The sequence below is a fragment of the Lactococcus sp. DD01 genome (genome assembly GCF_001578715.1).
GTDB lineage: Bacteria > Bacillota > Bacilli > Lactobacillales > Streptococcaceae > Lactococcus > Lactococcus petauri.
Genome location: NZ_KQ968939.1, coordinates 353,614 through 368,525 on the forward strand (window position 1 = coordinate 353,614; position 14,912 = coordinate 368,525).

10 protein-coding genes are annotated in these 14,912 nt (G+C 36.2%); all 10 read left to right on the top strand.

Annotated features, from left to right (window positions below; translation table 11 throughout):
• A partial coding sequence (locus LACDD01_RS01780; protein ID WP_061413017.1) for a preprotein translocase subunit SecA occupies positions 1 to 2,220 on the top strand: 2,220 nt, incomplete at its 5' end.
• 19 nt (positions 2,221 to 2,239) lie between these two features.
• Complete coding sequence (locus LACDD01_RS01785; RefSeq protein WP_061413018.1) at positions 2,240 to 3,268, top strand: sugar transferase; 1,029 nt, start codon at positions 2,240 to 2,242, stop codon at positions 3,266 to 3,268.
• Positions 3,255 to 4,757: an accessory Sec system glycosyltransferase GtfA gene (gtfA, locus tag LACDD01_RS01790; protein WP_061413019.1), complete on the top strand. Its 1,503-nt coding sequence runs from the start codon at positions 3,255 to 3,257 to the stop codon at positions 4,755 to 4,757. The genes LACDD01_RS01785 and gtfA overlap by 14 nt, the downstream gene beginning before the upstream one ends.
• Entirely contained in the window at positions 4,750 to 6,096 is a 1,347-nt protein-coding gene (gene gtfB / locus LACDD01_RS01795) for an accessory Sec system glycosylation chaperone GtfB (RefSeq protein WP_061413020.1), read from the top strand. The genes gtfA and gtfB overlap by 8 nt, the downstream gene beginning before the upstream one ends.
• Positions 6,093 to 6,272, top strand: coding sequence for a hypothetical protein (locus LACDD01_RS01800; protein ID WP_017370017.1), 180 nt, complete (start codon positions 6,093 to 6,095; stop codon positions 6,270 to 6,272). Before gtfB ends, LACDD01_RS01800 begins: the two co-directional genes overlap by 4 nt.
• Positions 6,273 to 6,301: 29 nt before the next feature.
• On the top strand, positions 6,302 to 7,549 hold the full coding sequence (gene secY2 / locus LACDD01_RS01805; protein WP_061413021.1) for an accessory Sec system protein translocase subunit SecY2: 1,248 nt from the start codon (positions 6,302 to 6,304) through the stop codon (positions 7,547 to 7,549).
• Between the two features lie 21 nt (positions 7,550 to 7,570).
• Entirely contained in the window at positions 7,571 to 9,145 is a 1,575-nt protein-coding gene (gene asp1, locus LACDD01_RS01810) for an accessory Sec system protein Asp1 (protein ID WP_061413022.1), read from the top strand.
• Positions 9,138 to 10,691 carry an accessory Sec system protein Asp2 gene (asp2, locus tag LACDD01_RS01815; RefSeq protein ID WP_061413023.1) on the top strand — a complete coding sequence of 518 codons (1,554 nt, stop codon included), beginning with the start codon at positions 9,138 to 9,140 and terminating at the stop codon, positions 10,689 to 10,691. Before asp1 ends, asp2 begins: the two co-directional genes overlap by 8 nt.
• Positions 10,681 to 11,124, top strand: a complete 444-nt coding sequence (gene asp3, locus LACDD01_RS01820; protein WP_061413024.1) for an accessory Sec system protein Asp3 — start codon at positions 10,681 to 10,683, stop codon at positions 11,122 to 11,124. Before asp2 ends, asp3 begins: the two co-directional genes overlap by 11 nt.
• 34 nt (positions 11,125 to 11,158) lie before the next feature.
• Positions 11,159 to 14,912 (top strand): KxYKxGKxW signal peptide domain-containing protein (locus tag LACDD01_RS11975; protein ID WP_197458021.1); only part of this gene is annotated, 3,754 nt, incomplete at its 3' end.

A 14,912-nucleotide genomic window follows, 5' to 3' on the forward strand; every position in this document is an offset into this window, starting at 1 on the left:
AATAATGAGAAAGAAATTGATATTATTGCCGAGGCATTTGCGGTAGTTCGCGAAGCAGATCGAAGGGTGCTAGGTTTATATCCTACAGATGAACAAGTGCTCGGTGCTTTAGCCCTTTATGAGGGGCAAATTGCTGAGATGAAGACTGGTGAAGGAAAGAGCTTAGTGGCTACTTTACCTCTTTATTTAAAAGCTTTGTATCTGGATACAGTCTTTTTAGTGACAACGAATGACTATTTAGCCAGTAGGGACTTTGAACGCATTGGTATTGTCTACCAATGGTTAGGGTTAGAAGTTGCTAATGGTATGAGTGATTCTGAGGAAGAAGAATTTGATGTGAAAAAAAGGCAAGCAGTTTATGCCGCAAATATTATTTATATTTCAAATGGAACTTTAGCTTTTGATTTTTTAATCGATGGTTTGGCTGAAAAAAGAGAAGAGAAGTTTATGTCGAAATTAACTTATGCTCTTTTAGATGAGGTAGATGAGATCCTTCTAGATAGTGCGCAGATGCCCTTGATTATTTCAGGTGCGCCAAAAGTTCAATCCAATTATTTTGAGAACACGAATGCTTTCATTACGATTCTCCAAAAAGAAGCTGATTTTAAATTGGATGAAGAACAGAAAAATGTTTGGTTGACAGAAAAAGGCATTACAAAAGCGAAGAAATATTTTTCGATTTCAAATCTTCTTGATCAACAGTTCTTTACACTCTACCAACATATAATATTGGCCTTAAAAGCACATCATACATTAAAACGAGACCGAGATTATCTTGTGGAAGAGGGTGAAGTTAAACTGCTTGACCGCAAAGATGGACGAATTTTAGAAGGCTCGAATCTACAAAATGGCTTACATCAAGCTATTGAAGCAAAAGAATTTGTTGAATTAAGCAATGAAACACAGACGATTTCATCTATAACTTATCAAAATTTATTCCGTCAGTTTCGACAGTTGGCTGGTATGTCAGGCACAGCAAAAGTTGCGGAAAATGAATTTATCAATACCTATAATCTCCCAGTAAAAATGATAAAAACTCATAAAAAAAGTATCCGAGTTGATCACAAACCGAAAAGTTACACAAATTTTGCGGCTAAATTAGAAGCAAGCCTTGAAAAAATAACTTCTTTACATGCTGAAGGACGTCCTGTTCTCGTCATTACAGGGTCTGTTGATGCTTCAGAACTTTATTCTTTGAATTTACTTAATATAGGAATTCCTCATAATATCCTTAATGCAAAGAGCAGCTCTAAAGAAGCGCAAATTATCTCTGAAGCAGGACAGGTCGGAGCGGTGACTATTTCTACCTCTATGGCTGGTCGAGGTACGGATATTAAAATCTCGGAAGAAGCTAGTGAAAAAGGAGGGCTTGCAGTTGTTATAACTGAGCGGATGTTAAATAGACGTATTGAATTACAAGCCAAAGGTCGAGCAGGTAGACAGGGAGAACCTGGGGATACTTATACCTTTGAGTCTTTAGAAGATGATGTTATTAAAAATTTCGTCCAAGAAAGCATACAAGCTTATTATGAAAAATATAAAGAAGTTACAAAACCGATTCGTAATTATAAGGTAAAGCGTGCTTTTAGGAAAGCTCAAAAAATTTCAGAACAAAATGGTTATGATGAGCGAATAAAGGCTCTCCAATTTGATGAAGTTTTACGCCTGCAGAAAGAGCAAGTAAATAAGAAGCGTCAAGAAATTATGGAACTTAGAAGTGTGTCTGAAGCTTTATTAATCGTAAATCAGAGTGCAGAAATTGTCGTTAATGATTATTTTTCAACTAAAGAGAGACAGACCTCACATACTATACAACGTTTTATTTTAGATCATATTGACTATAATTTTAAAAATGTTAATGAAGAATATCTGAAAACAAATGAACTTAAACAATGGTATATAAGGCATGTTTTAAAAGAAAATCTTCAAGCAAAAAGAGAAAAAATTGGCGATGATAGAGCTTTTCTTCAATATTTACAGATTACAATGCTGAAAGCTATAGATAATTCTTGGAGTAATCAAGTAGACGCAATGAATCAACTCCGCTTTGTTGTGCAAAGTCGATCGACAGCACAAAAAAAGCCCATTGCTGAATTTGAAAAGGAGGCTCAAAGAAGTTACCAAAAAAGACAAAGTGAAGTCTCACTCCTAATTCTAAAAAACGCTGCATTAAGTTTGCTAGATATTAAGAAAGGGGAACTTATCGTAACTTTTCCTTAGAGAAGTGATAAGAGGATAGATGAGAAAGTATATAACAAATTTATATGGACAAAGTGAACAAAGCACGGCTATGACTGCGCAACATATGATTACTAAGCTTGCACAAGATGAAGGATTTAAAGAAATCAGTGTTTCGGCTTATTCGGTGAGTGAAGATACACCAGAGGAAAAAGAAAAAAGAATCATTGGCATGCTGTCTTCTGTCACACAGGGAGATTTGGCCATTGCTCAAATGCCATCTTGGAACGGGATTGCATTTGATGAAGTTTTTTTGAAAATACTTCGTGAAAGAGTAGATAAACTAGTCGTCTTTATTCATGATTTTGTGCCTCTTATGTTTCAAAATAATGACTATTTATTTGAGCGGTACTTAGAGGCTTACAATTTAGCTGACTTAGTAATATTGCCTTCGGAACGAATGGAGAAAAAACTACGAGAACGAGGTCTGACAAGCCCTGTGAAAATACAAGGTATCTGGGACCATTTGGTAGGAATTGATAATTTGAAATATCCAAAATTTCAACGCAAATTGAAATTTGCTGGAAATATTACACGTTTTCCTTTTGTGAAAGAATGGAGCAGTGATTTACCATTAGAAGTTTTTAGCAATGGTGAAGTGAATGCAAGAGGCTTTTTAAAGATGAAAGGTTGGCAACATGATGATCAACTTTTACGTGAACTTAATAAAGGTGGCTTTGGGTTAGTTTGGAGCGAAAATATTGAAAACCAATTTGAACGAGAATACTCAGAAATGAACGCTTCTTTTAAATTTAGCACCTATCTTGCTGCAGGCTTACCAATTATTGTTAATAAAGGTTTAGCAAAACAAAGCTTTGTGGAAGAGCAAGAGATTGGTTTAGTGGCAAATAATCTTGAGGAGGCAATAGATTATGTGAAATGCATGTCCTCTTCAGAGTACATGCGAATCAGTTCCAACGTGCAACGTGTGGGGGCACTTGTGAAGGAAGGTTTTTTCACTAAACAATTGCTTATGGAGATACAAAATTACTTATTTTTAGAAAAGGGAAAAGAAAATGACCATTTATAATTTCAATCTTGGCATAGGCTGGGCCAGTTCAGGAGTGGAGTATGCACAAGCTTATCGTTCCAATATTTTTAAGAAGAATAAACAAGAGGCAAAATTTATTTTTACAGATATTTTCCATGAAAACTTGGAACCAATGACTAAAAATATTGGTTTTGAAGACCATGAAGTTATTTGGCTCTATCAATACTTTACAAATATTAAAATTAGCCCGACAACTTTTACACTTAAACAACTTGAAAATAGCTTTGCAAACAAACCACAACATATAGAAAAAAATGAAAATTTAGTTTCATATATCTGGGAAGGCAAACGGGTCACAGCTTTTATAGACAAAACAGGAGCAAGTGGGGCAGTTTACAAAACAGAAACGATTGTCAATGGGAATTTAATTCAGAGGGATTATTATAACTATGTCAAAATCTTTTCTGAATATTTTAAACCTGTCAACAATCAAGCGAATCTTTATCAACGTCGTTTCTTCAATGAAGATGGCTCCACTGCCTACGATGAGCTTCTTAATGGAGAACAAAGTTTATATATTTTTGAGGATAGAACCATTTATTCTAAAGAAAATCTTTTGATTCATTTTGTTGAAAGCCTAGGTTTAACTAAAAAGGATATTCTAATTATCGATCGTTCGACAGGAATGGGTCCAGAAATCATCAAGGCTAAAGGTGAAGCTAAAGTTGGTGTCGTTATTCATGCAGAACATTATAATGCGCCGTTAACGACAGAGAAGAAGATTCTTTGGAACAATTATTACGATTATCAGTTCGAAAATGCACGAAGTATTGACTTTTTCGTTACTGCCACAGAAATTCAGAAGCAAGTTTTGGAACGACAGTTTTTAAAATATGGAAAAGGTCCAATCACTGTTTACGCAATACCAGTAGGTAGCATTGATAAACTCATGGTCAATAAAAAAAGGAAAGCCAATACCTTAATCACTGCTTCACGCTTAGCAAGCGAGAAACATTTGGACTGGCTTATACGGGCAACGGTGCAAGCACGAAAACAGATAAAAAATCTTAGCCTTGATATTTATGGACGCGGTGGTGATGAACCGATTTTAAGAAAGTTAATCAAGGAACTCGAAGCGAGTGATTATATACATTTAATGGGACAGCATAATTTAAAAAATATATATAAAAATTATACGACTTATGTTTCGACATCAACAAGTGAGGGTTTTGGACTTACATTATTAGAAGCAGTTGGTTCAGGTTTAGGAATGATTGGCTATGATGTTCCTTATGGCAATCAAACTTTTATTCAATCTGAAGTAAATGGCTTATTAGTGTCTTATAGTAAAAATGAAACGCCTAAAAATATTTCAGCAATTGCAGAAGCAATTGTGAAACATCAAAAGCAAAGCCAGACAGCACTTGAAAAAGTTCGCGAGGCATCTTATCACATTGCTCAACCATTTCTAACCTCTCATATTCAAAAGAAATGGGCACAACTTGAAGCGGAGGTCACACATGATTAACTTATTTGAAAACTATCGTGAGGAAGAGAAAGATTTAGAAAGTTCCCTTCAACAGGCTGGATATAAACATCAAACAATTGTTTTGAATGAAAATGGCTATCTTCCAGAACATGTCGCTTCACCTATCAGTTTTTTTACTGGAATGAAAGAAGATAATTCCTCCAAAAATGATTCTCCTAAATTTTTTAATGAAATTTCCCTCCCTAATTATTGGGAAATCAAAGGGGACGGGCAAAAAGCAGAGATTTTTGAAGGTTATAAAAAAAGAGGGCACATCAATTATAGTCAAAGAAAAACGGACTATCGTGCAGTGAAGTCCGTAGAATGGCTGAACGACTCAGGAAGAGTTCGAGCAATTGATCTTTACAATCAATATGGAACATTGTTTGGTAGAGAAGCTTACAGCGATGGACAGCGGACTTTGACAACTTATTTTGATAAAAAACAAGCAGAAGTGATTTTGATAAACCATATCACTCAAACCATTCAACTCAATTATAAAAAGAAACAATATGTTTTTGAAACTTATACTGACTTCATTATCTTTTATTTGGAAGAATCCAAAAGCAATACGCGTGAAATATTTTATAATTCACTCGGGCGTCCCTTTTTCATTACAGAAGCTTTAAAGGCTAAGAAACCAAATATGGCATATAACCATACTTTATTTTGGCAAGAAGAATCAGCTGAAATACCAGGGAATATGCAGTTGATATTATCTGATAAAGCTGCACCAACGAAACGTATTGTGATTCAAAATCGCGAAGAATACATTCGAATTCAGCAACAAATTAACGAGCAAACAAATGTACAAATTGAGTATCTCGGCTATCTCTACAATTTGAGAGCACGTAAATCCATAAATAAATCTATTCTAATCCTTACCAACTCTGACCAAATTGCACAACTCAACCAGCTTCTAGATGCTTTACCAAATTATCAGTTTAATATCGCAGCGAGAACGACAATGTCTCAGAAACTACATGCTTTTGAAAATTATTCAAATGTGCAATTGTATCCAACAGTGGATGACTCAGAGCTAGAAAAACTTATTTCAAAAAGTAGTTTTTACTTAGATATTAACCACGGAAATGAAGTTGAGCACATTATTCGTACAGCTTTTGAGAATAATCAACTTATCTTGGGATTCAATGAAACAATTCACAACAAACGCTATACAAGTGCAGAGAATATTTTCCACCAAAACGAATGGATGAATCTCGTCCAAAGAATCCGTGAAGTAGGTAAGAATTTTAAAGCGTATCGTAAAGCGCTGGGTAGTCAATGGTGGTCATCTGGGCAGTCGACAATTGATGATTATAAGGAAGTACTCAAATGAAAAATCAAGATCCCGTTTTAATAAAAATCCAAGAGAAACAAGCCAAAATCGAAGAGGAATCACGCTTAAGACCAAAACATCAGATAAAAAATCGAATTGTGATTGCGACCTCAATCCTTTTGTTATCTGGTATCCTTATTGGACTTCTGAGAATAATTCTCACACTTGTAAAATGATTATTTTAAAAAAAAGGAAAACATAAAAGATGAGTTTAACAATTTATAAGCAAAAGGCTATTAAACGTCTTCTCTTTTCACTCATGATCGTGCTCATCTATATATTGGGGAGTAATATACTTATTCCTGGAATAGATGCTCAAGCTCTATCTGAACTTTCGCGTAAAACAGCTGGTCTATCTTTTGCAATGAGTATGACCGGACTTTCTATTGACAGACTGTCATTGTTTTCTTTAGGGCTAGGACCGTGGATGTCAGCTATGATTTTTTGGAGAGTGCTTACGGTCAGTAAAGTCTTTCATATTGAAAGTTTCACTCCCCAGCAAAATTATCGCATGAAATATATTTTTAGTATTCTACTGGGTTTGGTTCAGAGTTTTAGTATTATAACGCAGGTTGAAATTTTGGGAGATGTCTATAAACCTATTGGTAATCTCTCTTTAGCTTTGATACTCGTAGCTGGTTTAGCTGTCCTTATCTGGTTAGGCAATCTTAATACAGATTATGGTATAGGCGGACCTACTATCATTATTTTAGTAAGCATGCTTCGAAATTGGCCTGCTCGCTTTCTGGAGCCTTTAGTGCAAAATTATCATGGTATCATCACTCTTTTAGGTTGGCTTTTAGCTTTTACCCTTCTTTTGCTAATATCTTTCATGATTTTTAGATTTTATCAAGGAGAACGCCGGTTACCTTTGATGCATGTGATGTTGGATGACCGTTTCGCTGCACAATCCTACCTTCCTATTCCCACAAATCCAGCGGGAGGAATGCCTTTTATGTATGCTTTCAGTGTAGTCTTATTTCCGCAGTATATTTTATTCATGCTAAAAAGTTGGGATAAAAATAATCAGTTCTTAAGTTTTCTTTACGAACAGGTGCAGTTGGATCATATTTTGGGTGTTATACTCCTTCTTATTAGTTTGGTCCTACTGACTTACGGTTTTGCCTATGTCAATATTGATTATAAAGAAATTGCAGATAATTTGAAAAAAAGTGGAGATTACTTTAATAACGTTTATCCAGGAAAAAATACAGAGCGCTATCTTTTTCATAACGTCTCTCGCATGGCAGGGATTTCAGCCGCACTAAACTGTCTGATAATCGGTTTACCAATGTTTGCTGCTCTTTATTGGCCTCATATCAGTGTTTGGGCTTATTTTGTTCCTACTTGGCTCATACTTATGATTTTGATGCGAGAAATCACAGTGCAGTTTTCAAGATACTACCATCGAAATGATTATGGTGCTTTTATACCGGAAGTTGAAGGATTATAAAAATAGAAGGAGAAAAAAACGATGATTTATTTTGTACCAGCCTGGAATAAAAAAATACAGTCAGGTATGTCTACAGATGATCTGATGGGACAGATACAGTCTTTCATGTCTTCTAATGTTGACTATAAAATTCTTATTAGTGATTATATGCCTGAACTCCGTTACTTTCTTCACCGCTATGATTTGTTAGAAAGCAATTATGTAAGCATTTTTGATGAGTTACAAACAATCAAACACGTGGAGCAAAAAAGCTTAACATTGAAGGATTTAAATTTTCCTGATACGGCGACTTTTTCTTATACGCCATTTAATATTTTAGTTTATCAGGAAGAGGCACTTAGTGGTCAGATTACTTTAGGAGAAGCATCTTATATTTCTGAAGTGACATATATTAGTGGAGGAAAGGTAACTTTAGTCGAAATCTATGATGACCGCGGTTTTATTTCTAGTCGTGATATTTATGAAGATGGCAACTTTTGCTATAAGGAGTATTTGAATCAGCAAGAACACTGGGTTATTCGCACATATAAAGATGCTACGTGTGAGGTAAATGAAGAATATTCAGCAGGACTAAGGCAAAGATACTATGAGAGCTTAGAAGAAATTAAGTTTGAAAAATTAGAGAGTTATTATGAACAACTTGGTGCAGATGATTCAATAATCGTATCATTGACAGAAAAGAACTTACCTTATTTCCAGAAAAGTAAAGTTCTTCCAAAGATGACACTCTCACTATTTGGCAATCGTTTAAGTAGTAAAACAAAAACTCAAAAAGAATTAGAAGAAGTTACTGGACAGTGCTTTGCTGTGATTGTGGATTCGAATCAGAATATGCAGAAAGTAAAAGAATTTACTGAAGAAAGCAAAATCCACCGCATTAGTCCTTATGATACGCGATTCGAATTAAGCAGAAGTCATGAGTTAAAAGAAGAAGTTATTTATTTTGATAGCCGAGACATGACAGAAGAAGCAATCGGACAGTCCATAGAGATACTTTTCTCTTATTTAGTTGATGTCTTTGATAATTGCGAAGTTGAAAGAAGTTTTCAAATCATTATACGTATGGCATCGTATCCCTTAATTTCGGCTTTTTCAGCAAAAATACGTGCTCTTTTTATTGAAAAATTTCCCGAAGAAATGCCGCTTGTAGAAGAACTGCTCCCCATGTTGACAGGAGAAAATTCTATCGATGCAACACTCTTAAAAAAGACTAATCCAGAAGTAAAAAGGGTGATGCAATTATGGAAAAGTTTTGAACTTCAGATAATAAATAGTGATGATGAGCTATTTAGAATCATTAACGAAACACGATTAATTATTGATTTAAGAGAAGAGCCTGATCTTTTTACTCAGATTGCAGGTATAAGTGCAGGTATTCCTCAGATAAATCAAGTGGAAACAGAATATGTGCAAGCCTATAAAAATGGTTTAGTGATCGCGGACTGGACCGAACTTTACCAAGGTCTAAGTTATTATCTGGATCGATTAAAACACTGGCAAGAAGCACGGATGTTCGCTGTCCAACAAATAAAAAAATATTCAGGAGTTGCTCTTAGAGAGAAGATATGCCAAATTTTAGGAGGAATAAATGAATAAAAAGACACACGTTTTACAAATTGGTCAAAAAAACTGGCAAGAGTACATATCCTTGCAAGACAGAGACAAACTGGAGTGGACTTATTTTGATATGTGGGCAGGAACAGATGAGGAGGCTCTTGCACTCATGAAGAAGAGGAAGGGACGAACATTTGATGCTGTGATATGTACAGACGAAATAAACTGGACACAAGTAACTAAGTTTTCAAAAGTTATTGAAGCTTATAGTCTGATTATTAATCAAGATTATGAAGAAGAGATTCCTCAAGATTTTGCCTTAAAAAAATGTCCCTTATTTATGAACACAGAAGATAAAAAAGAAGAAGTGATAAGGAGTGTATCGCAAAATTTCTTTTCCGGACAAATGGGTTCAAAACTTCATGTGAACACTCTAACAGTAAATGATGAATTTAGAGGAGAGATTGAAATATATGGGCAGGATTATCTGCAATTAACAGGAGATTTTTCCGGATTTTCTCAAAATTCCTTAGTAACATGGCAGCATAATATTGGCATGTATGGCCGTTCTAAAAAAATATGGTTAGAGTTTGAATGCCAAGGCAACGCAAAGATTTCCTTCACGCTACTTAAAATACTTGAGGGAAGCAGCCAAATCATTGAAAGACGAGTTTACACACAAGAAGAGATAAAAAAAGGAATAGAAGTTCCCTATGAGAAAAATATCGGTTACTTAAGTTTATCGCTAACAGCTACAGGATCTGGTACTTTAAAAGTTGGACCTTTGCACTTTAGAGATTCTCGCCAACATTATGGAGAGTACATTCTTGGTGGTAGAAAAATTGTGGATGAAAGAAACCAAGAACTTTTTTACTACTTTCATCCAGGAGATTTAAAACCACCACTTAATGTCTACTTCTCAGGCTATCGATCAGCTGAAGGTTTCGAAGGTTTCTTTATGATGAAGAAGCTAGGGACACCGTTTTTGCTGATTACTGATCCTCGGTTGGAAGGGGGAAGTTTTTATATGGGAAGTATGGAACTTGAAAGGCAGTTGATTGAGATTATTCAGAGATATTTACAAGAACTTCATTTTACAAGTGACCAACTCATCTTGTCAGGACTTTCGATGGGAACTTATGGAGCCCTTTATTATGCAAGTGAACTGTCGCCTGGTTATGTTATCGTGGGTAAACCTTTAGTGAATATTGGTGACATAGCTTCTAATGAAGAGCTTGTCAGACCAGGAGGATTTCCCACTTCTTTAGATATTTTACGCTCGTTGTCAGGAAGTCTCTCAGAGGAGGGTGTTGAGATTTTGAATCAACGCTTTTGGGATTCATTTGAGAAATCAGATTTTTCAAATACACGTTTTATCATTTCCTATATGAAAAATGATGACTACGATAAAAATGCGTACCCCAATATTATCACAGCCTTATCTGACAAGGATTCAGCAGTCATAGGCAAAGGAATACCTGGGCGCCATAATGATAATTCACAGGCAATTAATCAATGGTTTATTAATCAATATAATCGAATTTTAGTGGAAACTTACGGTCGAGAGAGGAAACAAAATGGATTTTGACATAGTCTGGAATACTTCGCAAATAAATTTTTACAAATATGGTGCAAAAATTGTATACCGCTCGGATCATACAGTTTATTTCACGAATAATTTTTTTCCTTCGGGGGCAACTATTGTGAAGTGGACTTCCAATTCTCTCTACCAAGGGGAGCGCACGTTGCTACAACTTCCCCTTTTAAAGCGTGGAAAGCACTATGAATTAATAACTGACTTTACTTGTGAACCTCAAGACTCAGTTTTAATAAAAATGGAATTCTACGAGCGCTCAGGAAAATTAATGGAGACATGTGTTTTTGAAGGTAAAGGAGGTGATGTAACATATCCAATGGGTGCATATTTTTACTCTATTTCTCTTATTAATATGGGGATGCGTGAGCTTTTATTTAAAAAAATAAAGATAATTCATGCAAGTAAAGATACAGAAACAGTATAAAAGTATTGACAAATTAAAAGAAAGAAAAAGGTTAATGAATAAGAAAAAGGGACTTATAAAACAAGTAACACGTTTTAAAATGCATAAGTCGGGAAAATTTTGGGTAATCTCCAGTTTAACGCACTTTAGCTGGTTAAATTTATCCAAAAAATCCGCACAGCAAGTTAAAGCAGAAATTAAAGAAACTTCTTACCAACTATTATACGATGAAGAAGATGAAGCAACATATAAAACAAGATTTGGTTCGGGACTAAAAGCTTTAACTGGACTTGTAGCAGGTCTTGGATTAGGTGCCGGGATTTCACAAGGGCAAACCTATGCTGAAACGACACAACCATCAGTGGAGAAGCAGAGCGGAAAAGAAACATTAGCTCAAAAAGATAGTGTCGCAATTAAGTTAGAAACGAGTGAATCTGAAACGAATACTAACTCTGTATCAGAGTCACAATCACAATCACTTTCTACATCTGAATCAAATTCTGAACTTGCATCAGAAGCTCAAGTACTGCAAGGTCCAGTTCGAAGAGCTGCTTATGATGACGGACAAGTCACTGAAAACCAGATCTATGACGTTAATTATAAAGGTTATTACTATCAGTCCAGTAAAGGGACGGATCCTTCAAAATATGACGGTTTGATGAAGGTTCAGATGAATAAAGATAATGTAACCGTTCAATTTGATCCAAGCAAACCGCTCCCAAGAAGTGTTGCGGTTAAATTAAAATCTGAAGCTGATCCTTCTGTTCCACAACAAAATGTATTGAATTTAACTCTCGGAAAAACGGTGACAGATTATACAACCCAAATTTCTTATGATGGAGATTTGAGCACTTATTGGACGAACTATATTAAGAAACATCCAGAATGGGCGGATACAAATCCAGCCATTCAAATTGTGGTAAATGATGGACACTGGATTGCGAATGAAAATGGATGGACAACAGTTAGCCGTTATGAAATTCCTGTAATTAGTGATTCATCCTCTACATCAGAAAGTGTGAGTGGGTCTGAATCTATTTCACAATCAGAAATTGTAAGTGACTCAGACTCGAAAAGTGATTCAAAAAGCTTATCCGATTCTAGCTTTGAATCACAATCTGATTTGGATTCAATTTCAAGGTCGGAATCTGTATCTGAATCATTGTCAGAGACCCTTTCTGAGTCAAGCTCAGAATCAATATCTGACTCCCAGTCGATTTCTAGCTCTGAATCTACTTCAGAAACCCTTTCTGAATCAAGCTCAGAATCAATATCTGACTCCCAGTCGATTTCTAGTTCTGAATCTTTATCAGAAACCCTTTCTGAGTCAAGCTCAGAATCAATATCTGATTCACAATCAATTTCTGGTTCTGAATCTACTTCTGAATCAGAAGTTATAAGTGAATCTGAGAGTGTTTCAAACTCTGTGAGTGATTCTCTTTCAGCATCTATGAGTGAGTCAGAAAGTGTCTCAAATTCATTAAGCGGCTCTCAATCTGTATCCATAAGTGAGTCTAATCGAAATTCAAATAGCGAATCTGTTTCGGTATCTTTAAGTGGCTCAGTGGAAGATTCAGAGAGTGATTCTGCCAGTCATTCACTATCAGTAAGTGAATCTAATCGAAATTCCAGCAGTGATTCTGCAAGTGTTTCGAATTCTACAAGCGACTCAAACCGCGCTTCTAATTCGGAATCTTCTTCACTTTCAACTTCCATGAGTGATTCACAATCAGAATCAACATCAATTTCCGATTCTCAAAGTGTCTCGCTATCTGATTCAATCCGTGATTCAAATTCAAATTCAAGCAGTAGTTCAGAATCTCTCTCAGACTCGATTCGAGATTCTTTATCAGAGTCTGTCTCAACTTCAGGATCAATAAGTGACTCAGCTTCAGTCTCAACTTCTATATCTACATCGCAAAGCACGTCACTTTCAGACTCAAAACGTGAGTCAGTTTCGGAATCTGCATCAGAGTCATTGGCATCAAATTCAGAGACGAATTCAGCCAGTGAATCAGCATCAGAGTCTGGTTCAACTTCAGTTTCTCAGTCGATTTCCGATTCTATTTCTTCATCAGAGTCGGGCAAAGGCTCAATTTCTGATTCGATTTCAGAGAGTCTTTCTGTAAGCGGATCTATTTCAACATCAGATTCAGATCGTGCTTCTGTAAGTGAGTCAGTATCAGATTCTCACTCACTTTCAGTTTCAGAATCGATATCTGATTCTGTATCTTCCTCGGAATCAGGACAAGGTTCAATATCTGATTCAGCTTCAGAAAGTACATCGGTGAGTGAATCACTCTCAAATTCTGAGTCAGAACGTCAGTCTTCATCAGATTCAAGTTCTGAATCAAACTCGACATCCGTGTCCAACTCAGTAAGTGATTCAGAATCGATTTCAAGCTCTCTTTCACATTCAGAACCTATTGTGTCTGGATCAGAATCTGATTCTTCGAGCCATTCAACTTCAAGCTCCGAATCGACTCGCGATTCTCAGAGCGAGTCTTCAAGTCTTTCTGATTCAATTAGTGCATCGTCATCAGACTCAATTAGTGATTCTGCTTCGAATTCATCCTCACATTCAGAATCAACGCGAGACTCAAACTCCGATTCAGTGAGCGAATCTGTCTCTACGTCTGATTCTAATCGTGAGTCAGCAAGTGAGTCAAGCTCAGAATCAGGCTCTATTAGCCTATCGATTTCAGAATCAAGTTCAGAGTCTACTTCAATAAGTAGCTCAACTTCCGAATCAACGCGTGAGTCTGAATCCGATTCCTCAAGCACGTCACATTCACTTTCAGTTTCAGAGCAGGAATCAAGTTCAGATTCAGCAAGTGAATCAAGTAAAAATTCAAGTAGCGATTCATCTTCTGATAGTAGCTCGCTCTCAGAGTCAAGTCGTGAGTCAAGTTCAGAATCCAGCAGTCTCTCAACTTCGCTTTCAGATTCAAATCGGGAGTCACTCTCAGATTCAGTATCTGATTCTCGTTCGCTTAGTGAGTCGACTTCCGTCTCAGACTCAGCATCTAATTCTCATAAAGATTCGCAATCAGATTCGAATCGCGAATCAACATCTGACTCAAACAGTCATTCGGCCTCAGTTTCAGATTCAAATCGAGAATCAAGCTCAGAGTCAAGCTCAGATTCACAGTCACAAAGTGAAGAAGTATCACAGTCAGAATCATTGTCAGCTTCAGTTAGCGAATCACTTTCTGACTCAAACCGTAATTCTATATCGGACTCAATAAGCGAATCGACTTCAATTTCGACTTCGGAACGTCCATCAATTTCTGAGTCTGTATCAGAATCGCTTTCGACAAGTACCTCAACAAGTGATTCAATTTCAACTTCGGTATCAGTATCAAGCTCAGAAAGTACATCACTTTCCGAGTCAAGTCGTGATTCCTCTTCAGATTCAGCCTCAGAATCACTTAATTCTAATTCGAATACAAATTCGGCATCAGAATCAAGCTCAGAATCAGCTTCAATTTCGACTTCGAACTCAGTCTCTGATTCTGTTTCGTCTTCAGAATCTGGACGAAATTCAAGTTCCGACTCAAGCTCAGAGAGCAGCTCAGTTTCAGATTCTGCCTCAATATCTGATTCAGAGAGAAATTCACAAAGTGATTCTGAGTCAGTTTCAAGTTCTACCTCTGACTCTGTTTCAGCTTCAATTTCTGACTCAAGCTCAGATTCTGGACGAAATTCAAACTCCGAGTCAAGCTCCGAAAGCAGTTCAGTCTCAGAATCAATTTCTCAATCTGATTCAGAACGTGTTTCGACAAGCGATTCTAGCTCTGACTCAAGCT

Excerpts from the sequence above, each read along its gene's own strand:
- LACDD01_RS01800 (WP_017370017.1), top strand. The coding sequence starts at position 6,093 with ATGAAAAATCAAGATCCCGTTTTAATAAAAATCCAAGAGAAACAAGCC.
- gtfA (WP_061413019.1), top strand. The coding sequence starts at position 3,255 with ATGACCATTTATAATTTCAATCTTGGCATAGGCTGGGCCAGTTCAGGA.
- secY2 (WP_061413021.1), top strand. The coding sequence starts at position 6,302 with ATGAGTTTAACAATTTATAAGCAAAAGGCTATTAAACGTCTTCTCTTT.
- asp1 (WP_061413022.1), top strand. The coding sequence starts at position 7,571 with ATGATTTATTTTGTACCAGCCTGGAATAAAAAAATACAGTCAGGTATG.
- LACDD01_RS01785 (WP_061413018.1), top strand. The coding sequence starts at position 2,240 with ATGAGAAAGTATATAACAAATTTATATGGACAAAGTGAACAAAGCACG.
- asp3 (WP_061413024.1), top strand. The coding sequence starts at position 10,681 with ATGGATTTTGACATAGTCTGGAATACTTCGCAAATAAATTTTTACAAA.
- asp2 (WP_061413023.1), top strand. The coding sequence starts at position 9,138 with ATGAATAAAAAGACACACGTTTTACAAATTGGTCAAAAAAACTGGCAA.
- gtfB (WP_061413020.1), top strand. The coding sequence starts at position 4,750 with ATGATTAACTTATTTGAAAACTATCGTGAGGAAGAGAAAGATTTAGAA.